This is a genomic window from Bradyrhizobium sp. ORS 86, from assembly GCF_045571475.1.
GTDB lineage: Bacteria > Pseudomonadota > Alphaproteobacteria > Rhizobiales > Xanthobacteraceae > Bradyrhizobium.
Genome location: NZ_CP120699.1, coordinates 4146093 through 4165326 on the forward strand (window position 1 = coordinate 4146093; position 19234 = coordinate 4165326).

A 19234-nucleotide genomic window follows, 5' to 3' on the forward strand; every position below is an offset into this window, starting at 1 on the left:
GGGCTCAACTCAGATCGCCGCTAATGGCCGCCAACTTGCGTGCGGACCGCAGCGCCAACGCATGGATCAGGCGCGTTCCCCGCTTCCGATTAGCACTACTGTTGCCGGCTTCGCAGGCTGCTCAGTAGCAGCGAGGAAGCCCGTCACCAGTTCGGTTGCCAGCCGGAGAACAATCAGCGCGTCTTCGTCGCGTTCCGGAAGGGCTGCTGCGATGTGAATCGCTTGGCGCCGGTGCCATGGCTCTACTTTCATGCCATTGCTCCCTGCCGCCAGTCCTGGGTGCCGGCCTGTTCAAGTAGACCGTCGATGTCGCCTATTCCGCTATCGTTGTCGTCCTCGAGATCGTCGGCATCCCCGGTCGCCCAGTGGGTCTGGATGGCTCGTTCAAGACTTCCCAGGTTCGGCTCGATGTCGCCGACCTCCTCGAGGTCGCCGTCGTCCTCCCGCTCCGTCATCACGTACTCATCGCTTGCATCGAGGAAGGCTATCAGCCGCTCAATTTCGGCCGATGCCTCTTTCCTGAGTCTGCGGAGGCGCTGGAGAGTCGTTTCCCGCTCCCGCTGTTGAATGGCGAGGCCGGATAAAATCGCACCAGCGGAGTCCGCTGGCCGTTCTACGAGGGTTTGCATGTTGGCAGTCTTTCGGTTTGGCTTCTGACAGCCGCGCCCAGTGACAGACTGGGCAGCCGGGGGGTCAGAACCTGCCGAAAGACAGGTCGCCGCGCTTTTAAGCCTCTCGGCTCTGGACATGGCGCAACGCCCCCGGCATAAAGCCAGAACGGCGCGCCCGCCAAGGCGCTCCAGTAGCGCCTAGCAAGGCCGCCAAGGCTCGCTGCGCTTTCGGCAGCCATCGACGCCAATCGACGGCCGGCCTATTTCGGTCCGGGTTCTGACACCCACGGACAGTCCATCACTGATTTGGTAAAAAATCCATCCCCTCCTTGGGTGCGGTGACTCCCGCTCGCCGTGAACCTTTTGCTAAGATCAATCAAAGGGGAGCGGGCATGCAGCAGTGGTTAGAGAAATTGGTTTCGGGTTGGCCAATGATCCGGGCCAATCTTCCAACCTTCTTCGGCATCTTAGTCTTGATGTGCTTCTCGATCTGGCAACTCGTAGATTGGCAATATAAGACAATCATCAATAACAAGGATTCCGAACTCACACTCGCCAAAAGCCAGCGTGATGACTATCGCGATAGGCTTGGAGGTGCCTCTCCGGATCAAGCGAAGAAACGCATGGAGGATCTCGAGCGCCAGGTCGCGACTTTGGCAAAACGCATAGACCCGCGATCGTTGACAAAGGAACAGCAACAATCGTTGAGCGAAAGCGCGAAGATTGTCCCCGGGATCGACAACAGAGTATCGATCTCTGGGGATATCGCCTGCAATGATTGTTCAATCTACGCCAACGATCTCGCGGCGGTTCTGCGCGATGTGGGCTGGAATGTAACCACTGGATTCATTATGGGACCGAATCGCCATCCAAAGAGCGGGTTAGGTCTTGCAGTCGTCGATCCGAAAAATTTGAGCCCAGCCGAGGCTAAGATGGAAGCGGCCCTCAGAGCTGCTGGCATTTCTTTTAATCTCTTAGATGGAACACCGGGACGCCCCCTACAACTGCTTATCGTCCCAAGTTTGCCGCGCTAGTTGACCCGCCACAGGTTTCAAAAAAAGGGCCGATCCTATGAATGAGCATGTGAGTGGCATTTTCATTAGGGAACTAGGTCGTCAGGCCGACTATTCCCTCAAAGCGAAAGCCCGAATCGATGAATTGATTGCGCGGTCGCCACCGCCCACCTTGGAATTGTTTGGTCAGCTCGAAACCTTCCTCAACTGTGCCGCGAAAGTCAGCCTCCTGCTGTGGCCTACCCGAGCAAGCAGCAAAGCGCGCGGCGAGTACCTTAGAAAGGCGCTGGGCGTTGCTGACGATAACCCGCTCGCGACCAGGGCCGCACGAAACCACCTACAGCATTTCGACGAGCGGTTAGACGATTGGGCCGCCACAACGAAGAACGGAAATTACGTGGATCGCAATATTGGTTCACTCGCCGGAATATCGATGGGGGATGGATCGAAGGTGCTGAGACACTTTGATCCCGCCACGAGCACCTTTACGTTTCAATCCGAAGATTTCAACATTCTTGAACTAGCAAATGAAGTTCAGAAAGTCGCGAAGGCCGCCAAGAAGTTAGACAACAGATAATGTTGCCGCCGAGCACTGCCCCTTTCTCCACACCCACGACGCGCAGTAGTCTGCGGCAGTTCCCAGCCTCAAGCGATTGATAATTTGCAAGCTGGCCGTAGCCGGTGAATCAATCGGCCATGCCTTGGCGCCGCAAGCCCGCTCGTCACCTCCGCTACTGGTCTGGTCCGGTCAGCCGGAATGCCGGCTTCAAGACGGTGATGGTCTTCTGCGTAGGCTGTCAGCACCACAATGGCCGACTGAGCCTCGCCGACCTCCCCGACTGGGACTGGTACGACATCTCGGCGCACCTCAAATGCTCTGCCTGCGGCAAGGTCGGCTGGGTCGATACCCGAATGGATTGGAGCGAGGTGATCGACTTCAACAAGGGCATTGGCTGAACTGTGCGGGTCACGACTGCGGTTCGTCCAACACAACTTTGGAGCGCCGAAGTTCGTCCATGTGCATTTCGAAATATTCCGAAAGCTCAGCGTCCGTCATGCGCTTGATTTGCCATCCGTACCATCGTCTACGACGCCAGTAAGTATCGACCGAGGTGCTATGCACATGCCACTCCCCCCACGTCGCCGCCGGCCGGGCGGAACGCACGACGCCACCAGCGACGCCGACGCCCACAACGTAAACCCAACCTTCGGTAAAATCGAACAAATGCGAATTGAAGAGCGAACTGAAAATGTTCTGCGCGACAACGACCAAGCCAATCCAAGATGCTAGCTCTAGGCCTCGAAATAGCATCAAGTGACAGAACCACATCGCGTAAAGCAATATGCAGCCAACCATCCCCCACTGGATCGCAACGTATAATGTCTGGTTATGAGGGTTGCCAATACGTGCCGCCCATAGGCCCGTTTTCTTTGCAGCGTCTTCGTTGAACAGTCGCCGGGTAGAGCCGGTGCCATTTCCAAAGATTGGCGCTTCTGCGATGAAGTCTAGCGACCTCTGCCACCATGCGAGCCGCAAACCGGTCGACGTCGGAAGGTTCGTATCCCTGTAGCTCAGATACTCCGTCCTAATACCCTCAACGCGTTCGCGCAGATGGGGCGACATAACCCAAACGGCAACGACAATGAGCACTGCGGCTGAAAGGAGCTTAGCCGTCGTTCTCAAACTAAAATGCCGAACAGAAAGCAGAATGATCAGAACCGGGACGCAAACCAGAGCGGTTCGCGAGGTAACCACAAAAACGAGAGTGGCCAGGAAAGCCGTGATAAGCGATGACACCAAAGCGAGGGAAGCAAAGCGTCGCTCATTGAAATAACCAATTGCGATCGGCATAAGCACAAATGCACAGAGAACGAGTACGTGGCTTTGATCGATGTAGTTCTTTATCGGTGCACCCGGCACGTGATCGTAGGGCAATCTCCATTGAGGTTCGAAGTAATCAACCCACGAAAACATCGTGAGCAAAGCGCAAGACAGCACGAATGCTCGGAGCACCCAATGACCGCGATATGATTGGCCAAAGTGATATAGGAGCAGTGGCAGCACCAGAAATTTCAGAACTGGATTTAGCGCCTCGAGCCGCTCCTTCCACGGGCCATCTGCCCAGATCGTTCCGATAATGGCCAAAGTGAAGAACGCGAGAGGCATCCAACTCGCTGGTTCTCTGAGCGAGCGAAGGAACAGCCTACGGTTGATGATCGGGATTAGAACGATCAGCCAAAGGCCCCAAAAGACTGAAACAGCAGTTGTTGACCATGGAAGAGACGCCGCGACTAAGGCTGGATACGCGTCGGCGCAAACAAGCCAGAACCTAGAGCGCGTTAGTCGAACGAAAGTCGACTTTATTCCGCTGCGTGGAGCGGCCTCTACCAGAGCCTCCATTCCGGGGCCCCCCCTTGAAAACAGGGCACGCTGTGGAAGTCGGGACACGCAAGAGCGTTCGCCCCGACCCGGATCGGTGCCCGTTTTTGTTAGTTATGACTGAAATATCTTCGTCGGCTCGCAGCCGGCGCGGCGAATGTGGCCGCGACTCATGAATTGCGCATTGATCTCCCCCCAGCCGACGAATCTTGACCACAACCGAGGCGCGAGATCAATGGAATTATGTCTAAACGTATACCATTGTCTAACCGGCAAATTAGGGCGGCCTGCTTCAGGCGCGATCGATCTTTGGATAGCTCAGCCGTCGATTGAAATTCCCTTCGTCCTTCCGCCGCAGATAGATCAGGTGCTTTGCGATACTGAACGGATCATCGGTTGGACCAAGTGTCCTCCGGAGGTCGCCCCCTCCCTCCAGCGGCTTTCCACTGATGTCGGTCAATATCAGCGTATCGCCTTCGATCACGTAGAAGCCAAAATCGATTTCCCCAGGGTCGCCACCGGATTGCGGGCGAACCTGGTAGACCACCTGCTGCACCGCTGATCGCTGCGGCGGCGGTCTCTTCGCAACGGCCCTGCGCGCTTCAGAGCCGCGAGCCTCCAATTTATCCAGCCAGCTCATTCGATCTCAGTGCAGAACCCCGCTTGCAGACATCTCGACGTGATCGACGTCTTCCCAGGATTTCAGCCAGTGGCGCGCGTCGTGATGGGTGACTGACCAACGATCGGCGAGCGTGGCAATAAGCCGTTCACGCTCCGCAACCTGAGCCTTCAGAACCGGGTCGTAGAGACCGGCAAGCAATCCCAGGCTCATTTGCCCTCCAGCATGTCCTGCACCGCCTGGCACTGGCAGGCGCCAGCGCGGGCCGTCAGGAGATTACGTAGGACACCAACCGGCACGCCCGGCGTATCTTCCTTCAGCTCCGCGGCCTTTGCGTCGATCCACGCATCAAGCTCCGAGCGAAACTCCGCGATTCGCTCGGCGAGGGATTTCTCAGGCGGCTTGGTTTTGAGCAGTGCCATTGGCTTCCTCGATCTTCTTCAATTTGTTGCGCAGTTCGGACACTTCGGTCTGTGCATGGCGCACGGCCCGGTCACGCTCGGTTTCGCGGCGGATAACGGTCTGCTGCAGCGGCCACGGCAGCATTCGAAACATTTCCTGCTCGTCCTTTCGCCAACTGCGCGGAGCATCTGCCGGATAGGCGTTGGAGAAGGCCTTAAGCGCCACGGTCGAGCGGCCGGGCGGCGAGTAGTTCAAAGCCTCATGCGCTGCGTCGATGCTGGCGATCTCTGCCCACAGCGTTTCGGCATCAAGGCCCGCATGCTCATGAATGAAGGCCGCGACCACCCACGGCGCCGCCGGCAAGTGATGCTGGTTCGCCACGCGGCACCAATTCTCAAACCGCGTCATCGGCCGCCCCGCTGAAGTGCGAAATGCGTACGCTTCAGCAACTCGACCGTGCGACGCTTATCCAAAGCCTGCGCCATGTCGGCGCGGTCAATCGGATCATCCGAACCATTGTCGAGCTGCTCGAGGATCTCGACACGTTCCGTCGGCGAACGGCCTCCAAATTCGCGAGCCATCTCCTGCGGCGTGCCTTCCAGGCCGAGATAACCGGCCCGTCGTTTTGATCTCGTGAGAAAGTCGTCCATTTGGTTTACCCCCTCGCCGCTCGCTGGGCGCTCAGCAACTCCATTGCATCCTGGATTGATCCCGTTGAGCTCAGCCTCGCGTTCAACGATCGCAAATCGTTGGCCCCACGCACTGCGCCACGAGGCTGTGCCGCACCGGGCCGCTGGACGGGAGGCAATGGCTGTCGCGATGGCTTCGGCACTGGAGTTGACATCAGCTTGTGATACGCCGCCGCATCGATCAGCGCCTTCTGTGCCCAAACCGGCAGTCTGGATTGCTGAAGTGCGGTGAAGTCTTCATGGGTCGCTCCATGCTCCCGCAGATAACTCGCAACTTGGTCGCCGATCTCGCGGCTCACAGCGCCGTATTTCGCCTCATAAGCCCTGCTGGCCTCGTCGTTATAAGTTCGAACCGCCTGCAACTCTCGCTGACTCTGCGCCTGACGTTCCGCAGCCTGCGCCTGCATCAACTGAGCGGTGTAGGTGTCCAACTGCCGGATCTGTTCGAAGCGCGCCGGATTTTGCTGGGCAATGGCCGAAAGCACCGATCGCGCATGGCCCTCATCGGTGACACCGCGCAGCTCGGGAACCGCCTGGAAAGTCACCTGCCGGGCAACCGCAAGGGCGCCGTCAAGCTGTTGCGAATAGGCCTGTCGAGCCTGCTCGGCCGCCGCCGTCGACTGCTGGACGTGCTCACTAAGTGCCCGGTGCGCCTCAGGATGATCCTGCAGCCACTGCAGTGCCTGTTCCTGCGCGCTGGCAGGCTGTTCCTGTGGTGCCGGCTCAGCCTGCTCCTGAACAGCATCAGGTGTGGCCGACATATCCGGCGCTGGATCGATGCCGAGCTCGCGAAGCAATGCGTCATCAGATTCCACCTGCGCAATGTCAGTCTCAGCCTGGCGCCACTGCGTCAACGCGGCGCTGGCCTCCTCGGGCGTCAGCGCAGTCTTGATTGCATTCGGATCCTCAAGGTCCGTGGCATGCTTTAGCTCGCCCTGAGCCAGCGCATCAGGGTCAAAGAGATCAACCTTGGCCGGTTCGGGCTCTTCGGCCCCCTTATCGGAAAGCTCCTCAGCAGCACCCGCAACGTCCAACTCGGACTCTTGCTGCTTCGGAAGCTCTTTCCAGCCCGACGCCTCGAGCTCAGCAGCACGGCCGAACTTCCGCTCGCTCGTCTCCCCCGCAAATTGGCCCGTCGCTTCGTCGCGCGGAGTATCGATGTCCATCATCAGATGATCCTCAAAATCTTATTCAGGACGATGGTCGGCTGAACGTTGAGATGGCCACCGCCACCAGTGTTGGTTGACGTTGCAGTTCCGGCGTTGATTACAGTGCCGGCAGAGGCCAACGTGCCGACGGTAAAGCCAGCCGCCGAAGAAACACCACCAACTGGGCCGCCACCAGGCGCTGAAAGCGCAGTTGAGGTGACAGATTGCTGCCCGACAAAGGTTGAGGAGGTAACGCTGACGGATTGCCCCGCGGGAACGTTCGATGTGATAGTCGGGATTTGAGACGCTGACAGCACCACATTCTGTCCGCCACCCGTGGCGCCAAGTGAGTTGCCGTCAGGGGACATCGTTGCAGAGGTCAGAACGGTGCCAGTCGGATCTCTCATGGCAACGACACGGCCTTGCAAATTGGGGACGTTGAACGTTGTCGATCCATCACCAGGACCGTAAGTCGTTCCGACCATCGCAAAATAGGTGCTGTAGATCGTCCGGCTGATCGCTTGCCCGGTCGGAATGACGAAGTTGTTGCTCGGAACGGTCAAGCCCGAGAAATCAAGAAGTGCCCCGATCGGCACGACGAACGGAAGCTGATAGAAATCCTTCAGACGGAATGAACTCGTCGAATTCGAAAAGACGACGGTATAGACGCCACCGGCAATGAGCGTTCCGGGCGGGACAGGCGTTGGTACACCGTCAATGACAATCGGAAAGACACCCAGACCATCAACGTTTAACGTTGGATTTTGGCCATTGGTCTTGTCGATGAAGAATGAGATCTCCTTGTTCGACATATCCGCCAATGTATCGAACACCTGGTTCGTAGCCAGGGTGTAGGCCGTGCTCGTTCCATTGGTCTGCAGATTGGTACCCATGTCGTCACGCCATTTGGCGATCGAGGCCATCATGGCGCGAGCAGAGTCGTTCACGGTCGAGGGAGCCTGGCCCTCTGACCAGTTGATGCTGGAGTCAGCGTTAGCATTCGCTCCAGCGGTTTGAGACCAGGTGTAGACTCCGCTCGGCATCAGGCCTGCTCCATCGACTTGGCGACCACCGGATAGGTTCTGACCACCCGATCGCCATCGACGCGCAGCGGAAGCGGCTTCAACCGCCAATGCAAAGCAGGATCGAACGGGCTGGAATCTTCGTTTTCTATCGGCAGCCACTCTCCGCGATCGTCTCGAACCGGCCGAAACGTCAGCGCAAGGATCTCTCCATTGGCAACAAGGGCGTATTGCGTGCCGGGAAGCCCCACGCCGACGGCGAATCCTTCGGCCTCCAGGGCTGCATCCGCCAAGCTTCGGACTAACGTGCTCACAGTCGTTCCCCTGCGGTCTGCAAGGGCGCGCAGCAGATCGGCGCGCGGATATCGAAAGCTGACTTCGGGCATCACAGCACCGGCCCGAGGTAGTTCGCCACCGTGCCAGCGCCGCCGCCGGTCACGACGTACTGCGGAACGCCGGTCACCAGCGCCGCATTCGTCAGCTCAGGTCGGAAAGCCGTGAAAGACCAATCGTAGCCAGGCGGAACGATGATGTCGCCCGCGACGCTGGGCGCATTCATTGCGAGGGACTGGCTGGAATAGCTGCCAATCAGAGTGGCTGCTCCGAAGCCACTCGCGGCGTTGCTGGCGACAGACGCCGGTCGATAGAGCTGATAGTTCGTGGCCATCATTGCCTCCAAATCGATGATGCGCCGGAGGGCTACGAGTGCCGTGGTCGCTGGTGATGCGAATGTGATGCATTCGCCCCACAAATGCATTGACTGCAATTACGAGAAATTCCGCCGATTTACGCACGTCGCGCAACACGGACGGAACACGGACGATTCAAGCCATTGATTTTGTTGAGTGCCGAGCGGATTACGCATCTGTTCCGATCGTTTTTGCCAACCTTGCGCGCAAATCTTCCTCAATCCACGCGAACACCGTTTCAGACTCGAGGCCAGTCGCGCCGGCAGCCTGGATCAGATCCGCCAGGCGCCGCATGCTGCGCATCTCCTGGCTGTCCAGCGGACCGGTGCGCTGATCGATCGAGACCGCGATGTCCTTCGGGATGATGCTGAACAGCACGCGCAGATACGTGCTCGGGTCATCCTGCCTCACACGCGCTAGCGTGTCCTTGCCATGCGTCGTCCAGTCCGCCACAGCGCCCGCCAGACCATCGATGTTGCCTCGCACACGCGCGCGTAATGGTCCGTGTCCCTCATCAGCGCGAATTTGCCACACCTAACTTTATCGCCATTCGCCTGCCACGCCACACCCCACCCCCCTAAGGGGGTGGTGGTGTGGCAGGCATTTTGCCGAACCTGCCGAACCTTTGCCGAACCTCTGGTGTGGCAAGTGTGGCACCTATCCCGCGGTGGGAGAGTATTTGGTCTGCAGGGCCTTGGCGCACTCGGCGAGAACCTCGTCCAGAACCTCTTCTGGCGGACGCTGATCGGCCTGAGGGACATGCTGCTTGATCACGTCCACGAGCTTGAGCACGATCTCTCCGTCCATCCTGGATGGCAGAGGGCCAGGGTCCCATGTCAGGAGCTTGGGCGGCGCTGGCGGGGCTTCCCGCACTCCTAAGCGTTCCTCGAGCTCGATGATCCTCTTGCGGAGCGCGGAGTTGTCGCTGGCATTGATGACGTTGCCGGCATCATCATGGATCGGCGAAATGATTTCCCGCTCTGGCCGAACGCCGACCAGCTCAATTCGGTTGATGGGATTTTCGGCCTGCCAGCTAATTTGGATGTTGCGGTCTTCCACAGCCTCCGGCAGTCGATCGCCGTACCGCTTGGGATGCAGCTTGGCCATCAGAAACTTGAGCGTATCGACCTTCAGCCGGGATCGGTTGATCCACTCGTGGTTGGCTTTCGGCTCGCCCTTCTTGTCCTTGATGGTGTCATTGCTGTCGTCCCAGGCAATCTCGAGGATTTCTTCGGCGTACCAGTCCATGAGAGCCTCGCGCGCGGCCTGGTACTGAGTTTGCCGGCCGGTGTCCTTCTCGATCCAGCGCAGGAAGGTTTGGCGGCTTGGCATCGAGGGATCCTCGCAAATCTTGCGAAGCCCCTGCCCGTTCGCCATACGGTCGCAAATCTCGGTGAAAATCTCATCCGTGAATTCGCTCGGCCGCCTGGCCTTTGGGTCTGGCGGGATGATTTCGAGTTCTTCATTCGACATCGGTCACCTGCACATATTTTCGCGGCATGCGCTTTTCGTCCAATTCCTTAACCACGGTCAGATTGCCGGCGGTGATCCAAATCTTGATCAGTCCGGCGACCTTGGCCTTGTCCGCCTTGTTCCCGTGAAGGTCGAGGCCGAGCACCTTGGCGATTGGCCAGCCTACCCAGTCCTTCGCCTGCGGATCTTCGCGCCAGCGGCCAGCCCGGATGGATTGAGCCGCAGCTTCGAAGTCGGCGCCGGAAATGCCGTCGAGTGGATCGGGCCATTTCCAAGAGGTGACGACGCCGACGCTGTCACCCTCGGGGGCGATAGTGCTGCCATTCTCTAGCGAGACGGACACGATGCGATACCAGTCCTTGCCTTCAGGCGGCGGGGCAAGATTCGGCTTTCCGTTCTCGATGTTGAAATACTCTCGGTAGTTGGCAACGCCGGCCTTGGCGCCATCATCCTTCGTCATCTTGTTCAGGACCTGAGCCGATCTGACCGCATTGAGCAATGCAACAGCGCCGCGGCCATCTTCCACTGTGGCCTCGGCGCCACCGGTTTTGCGGGTGTGGTGGATCAGCTCAATTGCCGTGTTGGTCTGGTCGGCGATCGCCGTCCACTTCTTCGCGACGAGCTCCATTGCCATCGTGTCGTTTTCCGTCACGCGGTGACAGGAAACGAAGGGATCAATAATCAGCACGTCGATTTCGTTGTCGAGTATCGTATCGACGAGCGATTTGACCAGCGGCCCCGCAATGGACGCGCCGGTCTTCGGATTCTGTTTGGCGATGACGATTTCCTGCTCTCTACCGCTATCGACGAACAACCACCCTTCCAATTCGTCGGAAGTGACGCCGTAGTGCAGGCAGATCGCAGCAATGCGCCGCTCGGTTTCCTCTCGGGGATCTTCCCCGTTCCAGTACCAGACACGGCAGCGCTTGCGCGGTGCGATCCCGAGCAAGGACCGGCCGGTCGCCATTGCAATGGCCTCCACAAGCGCGAGTGCGGATTTGCCGGTTGCGCCGGCCGCAAACTTCGCTGACGCAAACTTGCGGATTAGATGCTTCCCATACACAAACTCGCGCGGCGGAATGCTCTTGGGATCACGCCATACGTAAGGCGTGGCCCTCAGTTCTTTCGGCTTGGGCGGGATCATTGCCGGCGTAGACGCTGGATGCTCGATCCACCATTGGCGAATGGTCTCTGGGTCGGTGCTGGCCTTGGCGATCTCTACCAATGGTTTGCCGGTGCTCGGGTCGGCTGGCAGCACGGCATAGCCGTTCGCCGCGGCATTCAGCGCTGTGTAGAGCGGGGAAACTGCCCTCATGCCGCCCCCTTCGTCTCAGGAAACGGCATGCAATAGGTGATGGGCAGCTCACGAGTGAATTCATCAGCGCCGCGCACAAGCTCAATGCGGCGCCGCCAGGCTTCCTGTTGATGCGGCAAGGTCTCAATGAGCAGAGCATTTTTCCGATCGCGGACCGCAACCGTTGCGGCTACACGGTAAGGAAACGGATCTGGACCGCTGGTAATCATCACGCCGTGGTCAGCCGCCCTAATAGCCGCGTCCAGGGATTCCGCCGGGAAGGCTTTCGGTCCCCATGCGAAATGCATGTCATCGCCGATCGAGATGATCCAGGGTGAGCGCGGCAGCTCAAAGGCTCCGCAGCCCTGTGGTGCAATCAGGAGCGAGCAGGCAAAGCGCGCCGTGGCATCGAATAGGGGAAAAAGATGGGATCGGCGAATGTTACGATCCCGTTCGATTGCCTCTCGCGCTTTCACCGGGTCAACGAGCTGCGGCTCGGTTTCCGGCAACAGGACAGTGTACGCTTCTTCAGTTTCAAATGAGATAGCCATTAGAGCCCCATCAATTCGGGATACACGAGCTCCAAGGCGCCTAGCTCCTCGAGCTTGGCGTCAACCTGCGCTGACGTGATCCTGTCGTTCTTGAGCTGAAGTCCGATCACTCGGGCCTCGCTGGCGAGCCATTGCGCACGGCTGCACATGAACCGCAGGCCGGCAAGCTGGAGCTGTTTCCGGATGGCGGGGTCGGAGACCATGAGGCGAGCGCTATTCATGGCCACCTGCCTTCGCCGCGATCTCGGCGGCGAGTTTCAGGGGGACCACAACAAGCGGCTCCTTGCGATCGGCGCGGACGATCAACAGATCCCGCGCCTCCAGCCAGCCGTACAACTGGTTGAAGCCGTTGGCACGAACCTTCACCTCAGCAACGCGATCAATGCCCAGAACCGGGATCGTCACGTCGCCCAGATAGGAACCACCTGCAGCGCCGCTCAGCGGCACGCGTTCGGCGGCGAAGCCGCGGTCCTGGAGGTAGCGGACAATCGCCCTTTCGGCGCGGTTGCCCTTGTCCCGTGATGCACGACCGCTCATGCCACCTCTCCATACAGAAGAGGCGCGACGATCGACGCCATCGCCATGCTGATCGCGCAACGGCGCGTCAATCGGGATGCTTGAAGTTTCCGAAGCGGAGCGTTAGATTCCGAACCGATCGAGCCTGGAAGCAGATCAGAGTTCGGAACGCCCCGCCCCGCCAGCGCGGGGCTTTCCATTTGGAGCAGGGGCATCAGGCCGTCACCTCGCCGGCTGCGCGCTTATGGTAGCCTTCACGGATCTTGCTCTTCAGCCCGACCCAGCGGCCACCCTGCTTGAACACGCCGTAGAGCTCGCCCTTTTCGGCGAGGTAAAAGGCGCGCCTCTCATCGAGACCGGTAAACCGGCTGATCGATTTCATCCCTTCCAGGAGATCGTCTGCGATGCTGTCCATCTATTTCCTCATGATTGCACCTAATACGCATTACGCACTTATTCGAACCAAAAAAGGGGAACGGCCCTATTTCAGCTTTCCCAAGTAAGTCTCCAGGCGAATGGCCATGACCATGCTGTTGGGCTTGCGGTGATGAAGGAAGTAAACCTTCTGGCTCCCCCGAGGATCAACTGGAGTTTGAGCTATACCGCATCTGTACTCGCGGTCTCCCTTCGCGTCCCAGCTCTCGCAGACCAACATCGTGTCTCCATCCCCTCCGATGGCCGACGCAAAGATCTTTGTGTTTGAGTCAAGCGACGAGCGGAGAGATGCAGAAATCTTTTCTAATTCGCCAATGGCAATCTGGTGCTCAGCAAAGGGCCGAATGAGGCAGGCGATGATGGCCTCTCCGCGCGAGAACCGGCGGTGCGTACCCGTGCCCGCCCGGTGAGTCGCACGCTCAGCTTTGATCACGCCGGCGTCCGCCCAAAGCTGAATAGACCGGCGTTTTGCGCCGGTGATTTCGACCAAGTCCCCGAGTGAGTAGCTGTCCATGACCATGCCAAGTACGTAATGCGTATTTTGTCCTTTACAAGGGGTGCGAGATTATGGCAAGTACTTTCACCGGCTACCGGGCATTTCATGGGGACTAACATGGCAAAGGTTCGCAAGCGGAAACTTCACTCCGGACTGATCCGCTTCCAGGCGGGCTATGTCGATGGTGCCGGCCAGCGCCGTTTCAAGATGTTCGAGAAGAAATCCGATGCCGAGGCGTGGCTGGTTGAGGTCAGACACGATGTGGCCCGCGGCACTCATACGCCTGGCAGCCTATCTCCGACCGTGAAGGATGCTGCGGCCCTTTGGATCAAGCGCTGCAAGGAAAAGCGCCTCGAACCCATGACGGTGAAGGGATATGAGGAGCACGTCGAGCTGCACATTGTGCCCTTCATTGGGGCCAAAAAGCTCTCAGAGATTACCGTCCCGGCCGTCAATGCTTTCGCTGACCAACTCCGCGAAAAGGGCCGTTCGGCGGAAATGATCAAGCGAGTGGTGCGCTCCCTCGGAAGTATCTTCAAAGAGGCTCGGCGGCGGGGGCTAGCCAACACCTCACCAACCACCGGTCTTGAACTGGACTTGCCCGACCGTGAGGATCCGCGACCGGTTATTCCGACCAAGGCAGAGCTACAGGCCATCATCAACGCTGCAACCGGTCGGTGGCGTCCCGTTATGCTTGTCGCGATCTTCTGCGGGCTCCGGGCAAGTGAGTTGCGAGGCCTTCGGTGGGCAGACATCGATTTTGAGACCAAACAGCTTAACCTCAGCCAACGTGCCGATGCTTCGCATCGGATCGGCAAGCTGAAATCGAAAGCTGCCTACCGATCGATCCCCTGCCCTCCGATCGTCATCAACGCGCTCCGCGAGTGGAAGTTGGTTTGTCCCAAGCTTGATACCGGCAAAAAGGACGCTAATGGCAAACCGGTGGAAATTCTCGAACTGGCCTTCCCAAATGGTCTCGGCAAGGTCGAAAGCCATTCCAATCTGCTTGAACGGGGGCTTGAGCCCATCCTGCTCGCGGCGGGCTTGGCGGAAAGCCGGCCAGTCCTGGACAAGGCCGGCACCGCCGTCCTCGACAAGGCTGGAGAGCCCAAGGTGGTAATGGTTGGAAAGTACGGAATGCACTCGCTGCGCCACGCCTGCGCTTCGCTGTGGATCGAGAACGGTCACAATCCGAAGCAGATCCAGCGCCTCATGGGCCACAGCTCGATCAAGGTCACCTTCGACGTTTACGGCCACCTCTTCGCCGATGCCGAGGCAGACCAGCGAGCGGCTGAAACACTCCAAAATCGACTGCTGGGAAGCTGACAGCAACGCCAGCGCAACATGGGGGAGCTAAACCATTGATTAATTTGAAAATCCAAAAGGTTTCTACTCCGCGGGTTGCAGGTTCGAATCCTGCCGGGATCGCCACTTGTTTCAGCCTATTCGTCGCTATGAACAGCGCGGCGCGGATCGACAAGATCGGGTCGTCATGGGCGCCGGATCGCGCGTGGGAGGTAACGCGACCGTTCTCGGAGACCTTGCCCGCAAAGTCCCGCAGCTTTGAAGAGATGAAAACATCAAGCAGCGAGGCCGTATGATTACGGTGTACTCGAACCTGGGCCATACTCCCGCCGACACATAGTCACTGGGATTGCGGGACCAGATAGGACAGGCGCCGCCGGGACACTGTATTTCGAGCCCGGCGGCGTAATTCTTTTCGCTGGTCGGTCTCGCGCGAATTGCCCCTCCAGGGTCCTTCGAGTTCGACCAGCCACTTTGGCTTACAGGACCTAGTAGCCATACCCTGGCACTGCATAGCCGCCGCAGTTGTAGTATGCCCCGTATCCGGGCTCAGGGCAGCTCCGATACCCGTAGTACCCGTAGTCCGGCCCGGGATAATATGCAGGTGCATACCCATCGTAGTAACCGTAGCCAGGCTCCCAGGCATAAGCGGACGAAGCGAGACCACCGATCACGGCTCCGGTGATGAGTCCGCCAGCGAAAGCGGGACCAAATCCGCGGTGCCAACCACCTCCCGCGAACCCACCATGAAAACCGCCTCCATGAAAGCCGAACCCGCCGCGCGCAGAAGCCACCGTCGGCGCCCCGCCTACGGCTGCGATAGCAATCAGGGACAGAAGAACCTTTCTGAACATCGAAGCCCTCCCTGGGCTCAGGGAACACTTGAAGAGAAACGCGACATCATCCGTTCGGTTGCTCGCAATGTATTCGGCGGATCAGCATTACTGCGATTGGCAGCGAGCAAAGCCCGTCACCCGGCAAAAGCGGGGCCTGGGCAGAACCGGCAATATTGCGGCGTAGGGCTCTCTTAACCACGAATGGCGGACGCACCCGAGGTGGCGGACCGATGCTCTCCCATCGGCGTTGTGCCGTGCCATGCGTATCCCGGGTCATTCGATCGTCGTTGCCGCGTGTGGCGCAGCGGTCTTTGCTGCGCCGATCGGAACCGCCGCTGCCCAGCAAATGCAGGAGGTCCAGGCCGGAACGCTACAGTGTCGTGGTGGCCCCGATACCGGGTTCGTTCTGGGCTCGGTGACCAATCTCAATTGCCTCCTGCAAGTCGACAGCGCGCCCGACAACCACTATGTCGCGGCCATTCAGAACTTCGAAGTCTTCATCGGTGAAAGCGATGTCGCGCTGGCCTGGAGGGTGATGGCGCCGGCGCCATGGCTTGGGGTCGACGACCTCGTCGGCACATACGCCCGGGCAGATGACGCCGGGGTCAATGTTCTGGTCGGCGGCTCGAACGCGACGATCACGTTGCGTCCGTTGACGGAGCGAAATGACACCGCCGCACCTCAAATAGACATCCAGAACTTGGTGATCCGACCGATGGATCGCTGACTGGTTGCGGCGCGGATCGCCTTCCCGGCCCTGTGGCTGGATCAACGACGAGGCGAGGCTTACGCCCCAGCTTCGCTGCGATGATCGCCAAGCCAACCGGCCGTCTGTTCTACATTCCGTGGCCCTGAAACACCTTCTGGCAGCTCCTGCTCAGCCGCGCTCGGTGTTGCTGCAGGCACTGCTGAACGGCGTTGTCGTCGGCCAGATCCTTGCGGCAAAATCGCTGCGCGTCTCGCCTGCACGCCTGCTGCTCCTGAGGCGAGCCCATGTGTCCTTGAGCCCAGGACGATGATGTCCCGATCAGCAACGCAACGGCGGCGAGCATTAGCTGGCGCATCGATCTTCTCCCTCGGTCCGTGACACATTTGCGAACGCGGGATAAGGCGCCAACCTGGCGCACGGTTCCTTCGGCTGGCGCGGAATCGAGCCGCCCGGGCCGGCGCAGGCTGTCGTGCGTAGGCTGCCGGTCCACTCGGCCCGGGGCCTGCGGCTTGGTCCAAACCAGAACAACAACGCGGGCTACCGAACGGCCTGGGAGCTACTACCGCCCTGATGTGTGGTGCGCCACGGACCGCGAATGGTTACGAAAATCGGACGAATGATCAAGCGTTTGCCGACGCACATCGCCGACATCAGGGAGAACCCGCGATGGTTGCCGATGTTTGCGCTTGGACGCGTGATGCTGTTTCGCAATCTCGCCTGGCGCCTGACCGGCCCGCCTCGTCAACTGAACGTCACGACCACGACCACCCTCTTTCCTGAAGTTGACGCCGACGACGTGACCGTCCGGCTGCGCAAAGATGGATTGTTTCAGGGCCTCAAGCTTCCTGCGGTCATCCGGTCTGACATCGTACTGTTCGCCCGGAGCACGCCGTGTTTCGGCAATTTCGACCGTAAGCTCGAACTGTTGGCGCAGGACCACCGTGCAGCCGAATTCGCGACCGGGAAAGCCATTCCAACCGGTCATTTCTTCGAACGCGTGCTCCAGTGTGAGGCGGCTCGTGGCGTGCAGCAGGATCCGCTCTGCTGCAGATCGCTCAGAACTATCTGGGTGGCGAGGCTCGCGTCACCGCAACACGATTGTGGTGGAGCTCCCCGAGCGAGAGGGCCAGCGATTACGATCTTCATCTGGCATCTCAGAACAGGTTTCACTTCGATCTCGATGACTGGAGGATGGTCAAATACTTCTTCTACATCGAAGCCGTCGATCAAGATGCCGGGCCGCACCGCTACGTCCTGGGCAGTCACCGCCGCCGCATTCTTCGACATCAATTCACACTGCTGGTCGGTCAGCCGGCGGAGGAAATCGAGCGGATCTACGGGCCGGACGCGATCGTCACGTTGACCGGAGCCGAAGGTTTCGGATTCGCGGAAGATACTTTTGGCTTCCACACGGGCACGCTGGCCAAGAGCGTGCCGCGGCCGGTTCTCGACGTCGGCTTCGGTGTCAGTGAAAAACTGCACCGCCGTTTTCACGGCGAGCCGGTGGTTCACTAAAAGCGCGATGAGATTGAGTTGAATCGTCATCGCGCCTTGGCTCCCTGTTTTCACACCTTTGCGGATCACGCCTTGGCATTCGGGCGGCGACACCAGGCCAGGTGCATACAACGCCGCGCCGGTAATCAGGCCCGCCCGCTGATCACAGGAAGTTGTAGTGCGGTTTCGCGCCGTTTAACATGTCGTCATGGCGGGCCGGATCGTGCTGGCGTGATGAAACTGCTGACCGAATACATTGAACACGCGCTGCAGTTCGAGCGGCTTGCGGCGGAAGAGCGCGACGCACACCTCAAGGCACAATTCATCGAACAGGCGAAGGAGTACCGCAAACTGGCAGCGGAGCGCGCAAAGCGCTACGGCCTGCCGCCGCCCAGCCCTCCGCGCGCGACCGAACCTTGAGCGGTTGCCGTGATCATCCCCCTCGCCCCACCATCGACGAGGCCCGGTCCAGCCATTGCCGCGTCGCCTCGTCACTCCAGCCGGGGACCGCGAAACGCGTCGTCGGGGTTACGGCCGCGGGCGGACGCGTCGCCGCGGGTTGGCGGGCGCGAGTGTGACGCACCGGTGCGGCGCTCGCAGAACCGCACAGGGTGAGCAACAGACCAAGAGCCAGAACAAGACGCATCGCATTTGCTCCTGACGCCCCCCGACGATGACGCCCCGAGATTATCACCCCCCACCGCCGCTCATCGGCCGATGCACCGTCCCTCAAAACACGCCGCCTTCCTTCAAGCCCGCTCGCTGTCAGATATCGGGGTCGATTTAGGCCCGTATAAAGGAAGCATCGTGTAGAGCCCCTGGGTGCGCCGCCACCCGAGCGCGCGGCAGGCGGCCAGGCTGCCGTGCGGCGCGTGAGTCCCCACAAGAGGCAGTCATGCGGAACCTGAACACCGTTCTGAGCAAGCTGAACGATCGACTGCTGCGGCTGGAGGGCGAGCTATTCGTCCTGCGATCCATTGCAAGAGCCGCGCTGACGGCCGGAGATGAATCCGCTGCGCGTACCCGCAAGCTGCTGGAAGGCGCCAAGCTGGCGCTGGCCGATGAAGCCGAACGGCCACTCGATAGCGCGACGACCAAGTACGTGGCAGCCGCCACTGCCATGGTCGAGGAGTTGCTCGAACATCCCCGCGAGGCCGCGCCCCTGTTCAGGGTGATCGATGGCGGCAAGCGGGATGACTAGCCTGCGCGAGATCACGAAGTCGGCATCGGTTCTGCGCGGCGAAACGATGAAAAATTTACCGGGTCTTAAGCGGCGCATCACACTTTTCAGAAAGGACAATCCTTTCGTTGTGAGCAGCCCAAATTATGCCGGTCGTTTTGGAAGTGCGAGACAGCTTCAACCAGTTGCTTCCCAATTATGGCTTTACCCTCGACCCAGGTGAACTCGATGACTACACGGACCTGGCAAGGATCATTCTCCAGACCGTGCGCGATGGCGACTGGCGAGCCCACAAGGTCCAATTTTCGATCGGTGGTCGGCCGGTTGGGACTGCGACCTACCAATCCGGCGAAGCCGCGTAAGCCTCACGGA

At 59.5% G+C, this 19234-nt stretch carries 31 protein-coding genes; 9 read left to right on the top strand and 22 right to left on the bottom strand.

The annotated features are described in order from the left end of the window. Positions 1–66 precede the first annotated feature (66 nt). Together P6U25_RS19250 and P6U25_RS19255 are read right to left on the bottom strand one after the other, a co-directional pair. Complete coding sequence (locus P6U25_RS19250) at positions 67–252, bottom strand: hypothetical protein (protein ID WP_407146331.1); 186 nt, start codon at positions 250–252, stop codon at positions 67–69. Beyond that, the gene (locus P6U25_RS19255) at positions 249–629 is read right to left on the bottom strand and encodes a hypothetical protein (RefSeq protein WP_407146332.1); all 381 of its coding nucleotides are present in this window, start codon (positions 627–629) and stop codon (positions 249–251) included. The genes P6U25_RS19250 and P6U25_RS19255 overlap by 4 nt, the downstream gene beginning before the upstream one ends. 374 nt (positions 630–1003) lie before the next feature. Between P6U25_RS19255 and P6U25_RS19260 the strand changes: the two genes are divergently transcribed. From P6U25_RS19260 to P6U25_RS19270, 3 genes are all read left to right on the top strand, one after another. Beyond that, positions 1004–1645: a hypothetical protein gene (locus P6U25_RS19260; protein WP_407146333.1), complete on the top strand. Its 642-nt coding sequence runs from the start codon at positions 1004–1006 to the stop codon at positions 1643–1645. Between the two features lie 37 nt (positions 1646–1682). Beyond that, complete coding sequence (locus tag P6U25_RS19265; protein WP_407146334.1) at positions 1683–2201, top strand: hypothetical protein; 519 nt, start codon at positions 1683–1685, stop codon at positions 2199–2201. 119 nt (positions 2202–2320) lie between these two features. Continuing rightward, positions 2321–2581, top strand: a complete 261-nt coding sequence (locus tag P6U25_RS19270; RefSeq protein WP_407146335.1) for a hypothetical protein — start codon at positions 2321–2323, stop codon at positions 2579–2581. Positions 2582–2591: 10 nt separating this feature from the next. Here the strand turns inward: P6U25_RS19270 and P6U25_RS19275 are convergent, their stop codons facing one another. The 18 genes from P6U25_RS19275 to P6U25_RS19360 all read right to left on the bottom strand — a co-directional run bounded on the left by P6U25_RS19275 (position 2592) and on the right by P6U25_RS19360 (position 13356). Continuing rightward, a complete protein-coding gene (locus P6U25_RS19275) occupies positions 2592–3791 on the bottom strand; it encodes an O-antigen ligase family protein (RefSeq protein ID WP_407146336.1) in 1200 nt (399 codons plus the stop codon). A gap of 505 nt (positions 3792–4296) precedes the next feature. After that, complete coding sequence (locus tag P6U25_RS19280) at positions 4297–4644, bottom strand: hypothetical protein (RefSeq protein WP_407146337.1); 348 nt, start codon at positions 4642–4644, stop codon at positions 4297–4299. Between the two features lie 6 nt (positions 4645–4650). Next, positions 4651–4836: a hypothetical protein gene (locus P6U25_RS19285; RefSeq protein ID WP_407146338.1), complete on the bottom strand. Its 186-nt coding sequence runs from the start codon at positions 4834–4836 to the stop codon at positions 4651–4653. Next, complete coding sequence (locus tag P6U25_RS19290) at positions 4833–5045, bottom strand: hypothetical protein (RefSeq protein WP_407146339.1); 213 nt, start codon at positions 5043–5045, stop codon at positions 4833–4835. Before P6U25_RS19290 ends, P6U25_RS19285 begins: the two co-directional genes overlap by 4 nt. Then, a complete protein-coding gene (locus P6U25_RS19295) occupies positions 5017–5406 on the bottom strand; it encodes a hypothetical protein (RefSeq protein ID WP_407146340.1) in 390 nt (129 codons plus the stop codon). The genes P6U25_RS19290 and P6U25_RS19295 overlap by 29 nt, the downstream gene beginning before the upstream one ends. 23 nt (positions 5407–5429) lie before the next feature. Further along, on the bottom strand, positions 5430–5675 hold the full coding sequence (locus tag P6U25_RS19300) for a hypothetical protein (protein ID WP_407146341.1): 246 nt from the start codon (positions 5673–5675) through the stop codon (positions 5430–5432). Between the two features lie 5 nt (positions 5676–5680). Next, on the bottom strand, positions 5681–6883 hold the full coding sequence (locus P6U25_RS19305; RefSeq protein WP_407146342.1) for a hypothetical protein: 1203 nt from the start codon (positions 6881–6883) through the stop codon (positions 5681–5683). Next, positions 6883–7905, bottom strand: a complete 1023-nt coding sequence (locus P6U25_RS19310) for a phage tail protein (protein WP_407146343.1) — start codon at positions 7903–7905, stop codon at positions 6883–6885. Before P6U25_RS19310 ends, P6U25_RS19305 begins: the two co-directional genes overlap by 1 nt. Then, positions 7905–8270, bottom strand: coding sequence for a hypothetical protein (locus tag P6U25_RS19315; RefSeq protein ID WP_407146344.1), 366 nt, complete (start codon positions 8268–8270; stop codon positions 7905–7907). The genes P6U25_RS19310 and P6U25_RS19315 overlap by 1 nt, the downstream gene beginning before the upstream one ends. Then, positions 8270–8551 carry a hypothetical protein gene (locus P6U25_RS19320; protein WP_407146345.1) on the bottom strand — a complete coding sequence of 94 codons (282 nt, stop codon included), beginning with the start codon at positions 8549–8551 and terminating at the stop codon, positions 8270–8272. Before P6U25_RS19320 ends, P6U25_RS19315 begins: the two co-directional genes overlap by 1 nt. Positions 8552–8741: 190 nt before the next feature. Next, positions 8742–9026: a hypothetical protein gene (locus P6U25_RS19325; RefSeq protein WP_407146346.1), complete on the bottom strand. Its 285-nt coding sequence runs from the start codon at positions 9024–9026 to the stop codon at positions 8742–8744. Between the two features lie 204 nt (positions 9027–9230). Then, entirely contained in the window at positions 9231–9950 is a 720-nt protein-coding gene (locus P6U25_RS19330) for a hypothetical protein (RefSeq protein WP_407146347.1), read from the bottom strand. An 85-nt stretch (positions 9951–10035) separates the two neighbouring features. Continuing rightward, entirely contained in the window at positions 10036–11361 is a 1326-nt protein-coding gene (locus tag P6U25_RS19335) for an AAA family ATPase (RefSeq protein ID WP_407146348.1), read from the bottom strand. After that, positions 11358–11891 (bottom strand): hypothetical protein, encoded by a 534-nt coding sequence (locus P6U25_RS19340; RefSeq protein WP_407146349.1) that lies wholly within the window; start codon positions 11889–11891, stop codon positions 11358–11360. Before P6U25_RS19340 ends, P6U25_RS19335 begins: the two co-directional genes overlap by 4 nt. Then, entirely contained in the window at positions 11891–12112 is a 222-nt protein-coding gene (locus P6U25_RS19345) for a hypothetical protein (protein WP_407146350.1), read from the bottom strand. Before P6U25_RS19345 ends, P6U25_RS19340 begins: the two co-directional genes overlap by 1 nt. Continuing rightward, positions 12105–12428, bottom strand: a complete 324-nt coding sequence (locus P6U25_RS19350; protein ID WP_407146351.1) for a hypothetical protein — start codon at positions 12426–12428, stop codon at positions 12105–12107. Before P6U25_RS19350 ends, P6U25_RS19345 begins: the two co-directional genes overlap by 8 nt. Positions 12429–12621: 193 nt before the next feature. Next, positions 12622–12822 (bottom strand): hypothetical protein, encoded by a 201-nt coding sequence (locus P6U25_RS19355; RefSeq protein WP_407146352.1) that lies wholly within the window; start codon positions 12820–12822, stop codon positions 12622–12624. A 66-nt stretch (positions 12823–12888) separates the two neighbouring features. Then, positions 12889–13356: a hypothetical protein gene (locus tag P6U25_RS19360; RefSeq protein WP_407146353.1), complete on the bottom strand. Its 468-nt coding sequence runs from the start codon at positions 13354–13356 to the stop codon at positions 12889–12891. 99 nt (positions 13357–13455) lie between these two features. On the opposite strand from P6U25_RS19360, the gene P6U25_RS19365 reads away from it, so the two are divergent. Both P6U25_RS19365 and P6U25_RS19370 read left to right on the top strand, forming a co-directional pair. Next, positions 13456–14664 carry a tyrosine-type recombinase/integrase gene (locus tag P6U25_RS19365; RefSeq protein WP_407146354.1) on the top strand — a complete coding sequence of 403 codons (1209 nt, stop codon included), beginning with the start codon at positions 13456–13458 and terminating at the stop codon, positions 14662–14664. A gap of 1161 nt (positions 14665–15825) precedes the next feature. Then, the gene (locus P6U25_RS19370) at positions 15826–16206 is read left to right on the top strand and encodes a DUF992 domain-containing protein (protein ID WP_407146355.1); all 381 of its coding nucleotides are present in this window, start codon (positions 15826–15828) and stop codon (positions 16204–16206) included. Positions 16207–16315: 109 nt separating this feature from the next. On the opposite strand, the gene P6U25_RS19375 is transcribed toward P6U25_RS19370, so the two are convergent. Both P6U25_RS19375 and P6U25_RS19380 read right to left on the bottom strand, forming a co-directional pair. Beyond that, positions 16316–16543 carry a cysteine rich repeat-containing protein gene (locus P6U25_RS19375; protein ID WP_407146356.1) on the bottom strand — a complete coding sequence of 76 codons (228 nt, stop codon included), beginning with the start codon at positions 16541–16543 and terminating at the stop codon, positions 16316–16318. Positions 16544–16747: 204 nt separating this feature from the next. Continuing rightward, on the bottom strand, positions 16748–17173 hold the full coding sequence (locus P6U25_RS19380; RefSeq protein WP_407146357.1) for a hypothetical protein: 426 nt from the start codon (positions 17171–17173) through the stop codon (positions 16748–16750). Between the two features lie 206 nt (positions 17174–17379). On the opposite strand from P6U25_RS19380, the gene P6U25_RS19385 reads away from it, so the two are divergent. The 4 genes from P6U25_RS19385 to P6U25_RS19400 all read left to right on the top strand — a co-directional run bounded on the left by P6U25_RS19385 (position 17380) and on the right by P6U25_RS19400 (position 19224). Next, entirely contained in the window at positions 17380–17703 is a 324-nt protein-coding gene (locus P6U25_RS19385) for a hypothetical protein (RefSeq protein ID WP_407146358.1), read from the top strand. 213 nt (positions 17704–17916) lie between these two features. Beyond that, positions 17917–18102, top strand: a complete 186-nt coding sequence (locus tag P6U25_RS19390; protein WP_407146359.1) for a hypothetical protein — start codon at positions 17917–17919, stop codon at positions 18100–18102. 475 nt (positions 18103–18577) lie between these two features. Beyond that, the gene (locus P6U25_RS19395; protein ID WP_407146360.1) at positions 18578–18883 is read left to right on the top strand and encodes a hypothetical protein; all 306 of its coding nucleotides are present in this window, start codon (positions 18578–18580) and stop codon (positions 18881–18883) included. Between the two features lie 125 nt (positions 18884–19008). Continuing rightward, a complete protein-coding gene (locus P6U25_RS19400; protein WP_407146361.1) occupies positions 19009–19224 on the top strand; it encodes a hypothetical protein in 216 nt (71 codons plus the stop codon). Positions 19225–19234: the final 10 nt, after the last annotated feature.

What these genes read in the sequence shown, in the direction of transcription:
- P6U25_RS19250 (WP_407146331.1), bottom strand. Translation starts at nt 252, where the DNA reads ATGAAAGTAGAGCCATGGCACCGGCGCCAAGCGATTCACATCGCAGCA.
- P6U25_RS19255 (WP_407146332.1), bottom strand. Translation starts at nt 629, where the DNA reads ATGCAAACCCTCGTAGAACGGCCAGCGGACTCCGCTGGTGCGATTTTA.
- P6U25_RS19260 (WP_407146333.1), top strand. Translation starts at nt 1,004, where the DNA reads ATGCAGCAGTGGTTAGAGAAATTGGTTTCGGGTTGGCCAATGATCCGG.
- P6U25_RS19265 (WP_407146334.1), top strand. Translation starts at nt 1,683, where the DNA reads ATGAATGAGCATGTGAGTGGCATTTTCATTAGGGAACTAGGTCGTCAG.
- P6U25_RS19270 (WP_407146335.1), top strand. Translation starts at nt 2,321, where the DNA reads ATGCCTTGGCGCCGCAAGCCCGCTCGTCACCTCCGCTACTGGTCTGGT.
- P6U25_RS19275 (WP_407146336.1), bottom strand. Translation starts at nt 3,791, where the DNA reads ATGCCTCTCGCGTTCTTCACTTTGGCCATTATCGGAACGATCTGGGCA.
- P6U25_RS19280 (WP_407146337.1), bottom strand. Translation starts at nt 4,644, where the DNA reads ATGAGCTGGCTGGATAAATTGGAGGCTCGCGGCTCTGAAGCGCGCAGG.
- P6U25_RS19285 (WP_407146338.1), bottom strand. Translation starts at nt 4,836, where the DNA reads ATGAGCCTGGGATTGCTTGCCGGTCTCTACGACCCGGTTCTGAAGGCT.
- P6U25_RS19290 (WP_407146339.1), bottom strand. Translation starts at nt 5,045, where the DNA reads ATGGCACTGCTCAAAACCAAGCCGCCTGAGAAATCCCTCGCCGAGCGA.
- P6U25_RS19300 (WP_407146341.1), bottom strand. Translation starts at nt 5,675, where the DNA reads ATGGACGACTTTCTCACGAGATCAAAACGACGGGCCGGTTATCTCGGC.
- P6U25_RS19305 (WP_407146342.1), bottom strand. Translation starts at nt 6,883, where the DNA reads ATGATGGACATCGATACTCCGCGCGACGAAGCGACGGGCCAATTTGCG.
- P6U25_RS19310 (WP_407146343.1), bottom strand. Translation starts at nt 7,905, where the DNA reads ATGCCGAGCGGAGTCTACACCTGGTCTCAAACCGCTGGAGCGAATGCT.
- P6U25_RS19315 (WP_407146344.1), bottom strand. Translation starts at nt 8,270, where the DNA reads ATGCCCGAAGTCAGCTTTCGATATCCGCGCGCCGATCTGCTGCGCGCC.
- P6U25_RS19320 (WP_407146345.1), bottom strand. Translation starts at nt 8,551, where the DNA reads ATGGCCACGAACTATCAGCTCTATCGACCGGCGTCTGTCGCCAGCAAC.
- P6U25_RS19330 (WP_407146347.1), bottom strand. Translation starts at nt 9,950, where the DNA reads ATGGCGAACGGGCAGGGGCTTCGCAAGATTTGCGAGGATCCCTCGATG.
- P6U25_RS19335 (WP_407146348.1), bottom strand. Translation starts at nt 11,361, where the DNA reads ATGAGGGCAGTTTCCCCGCTCTACACAGCGCTGAATGCCGCGGCGAAC.
- P6U25_RS19340 (WP_407146349.1), bottom strand. Translation starts at nt 11,891, where the DNA reads ATGGCTATCTCATTTGAAACTGAAGAAGCGTACACTGTCCTGTTGCCG.
- P6U25_RS19345 (WP_407146350.1), bottom strand. Translation starts at nt 12,112, where the DNA reads ATGAATAGCGCTCGCCTCATGGTCTCCGACCCCGCCATCCGGAAACAG.
- P6U25_RS19350 (WP_407146351.1), bottom strand. Translation starts at nt 12,428, where the DNA reads ATGAGCGGTCGTGCATCACGGGACAAGGGCAACCGCGCCGAAAGGGCG.
- P6U25_RS19355 (WP_407146352.1), bottom strand. Translation starts at nt 12,822, where the DNA reads ATGGACAGCATCGCAGACGATCTCCTGGAAGGGATGAAATCGATCAGC.
- P6U25_RS19360 (WP_407146353.1), bottom strand. Translation starts at nt 13,356, where the DNA reads ATGGACAGCTACTCACTCGGGGACTTGGTCGAAATCACCGGCGCAAAA.
- P6U25_RS19365 (WP_407146354.1), top strand. Translation starts at nt 13,456, where the DNA reads ATGGCAAAGGTTCGCAAGCGGAAACTTCACTCCGGACTGATCCGCTTC.
- P6U25_RS19370 (WP_407146355.1), top strand. Translation starts at nt 15,826, where the DNA reads ATGCAGGAGGTCCAGGCCGGAACGCTACAGTGTCGTGGTGGCCCCGAT.
- P6U25_RS19375 (WP_407146356.1), bottom strand. Translation starts at nt 16,543, where the DNA reads ATGCGCCAGCTAATGCTCGCCGCCGTTGCGTTGCTGATCGGGACATCA.
- P6U25_RS19380 (WP_407146357.1), bottom strand. Translation starts at nt 17,173, where the DNA reads ATGACCGGTTGGAATGGCTTTCCCGGTCGCGAATTCGGCTGCACGGTG.
- P6U25_RS19385 (WP_407146358.1), top strand. Translation starts at nt 17,380, where the DNA reads ATGGTCAAATACTTCTTCTACATCGAAGCCGTCGATCAAGATGCCGGG.
- P6U25_RS19390 (WP_407146359.1), top strand. Translation starts at nt 17,917, where the DNA reads ATGAAACTGCTGACCGAATACATTGAACACGCGCTGCAGTTCGAGCGG.
- P6U25_RS19395 (WP_407146360.1), top strand. Translation starts at nt 18,578, where the DNA reads ATGCGGAACCTGAACACCGTTCTGAGCAAGCTGAACGATCGACTGCTG.
- P6U25_RS19400 (WP_407146361.1), top strand. Translation starts at nt 19,009, where the DNA reads ATGCCGGTCGTTTTGGAAGTGCGAGACAGCTTCAACCAGTTGCTTCCC.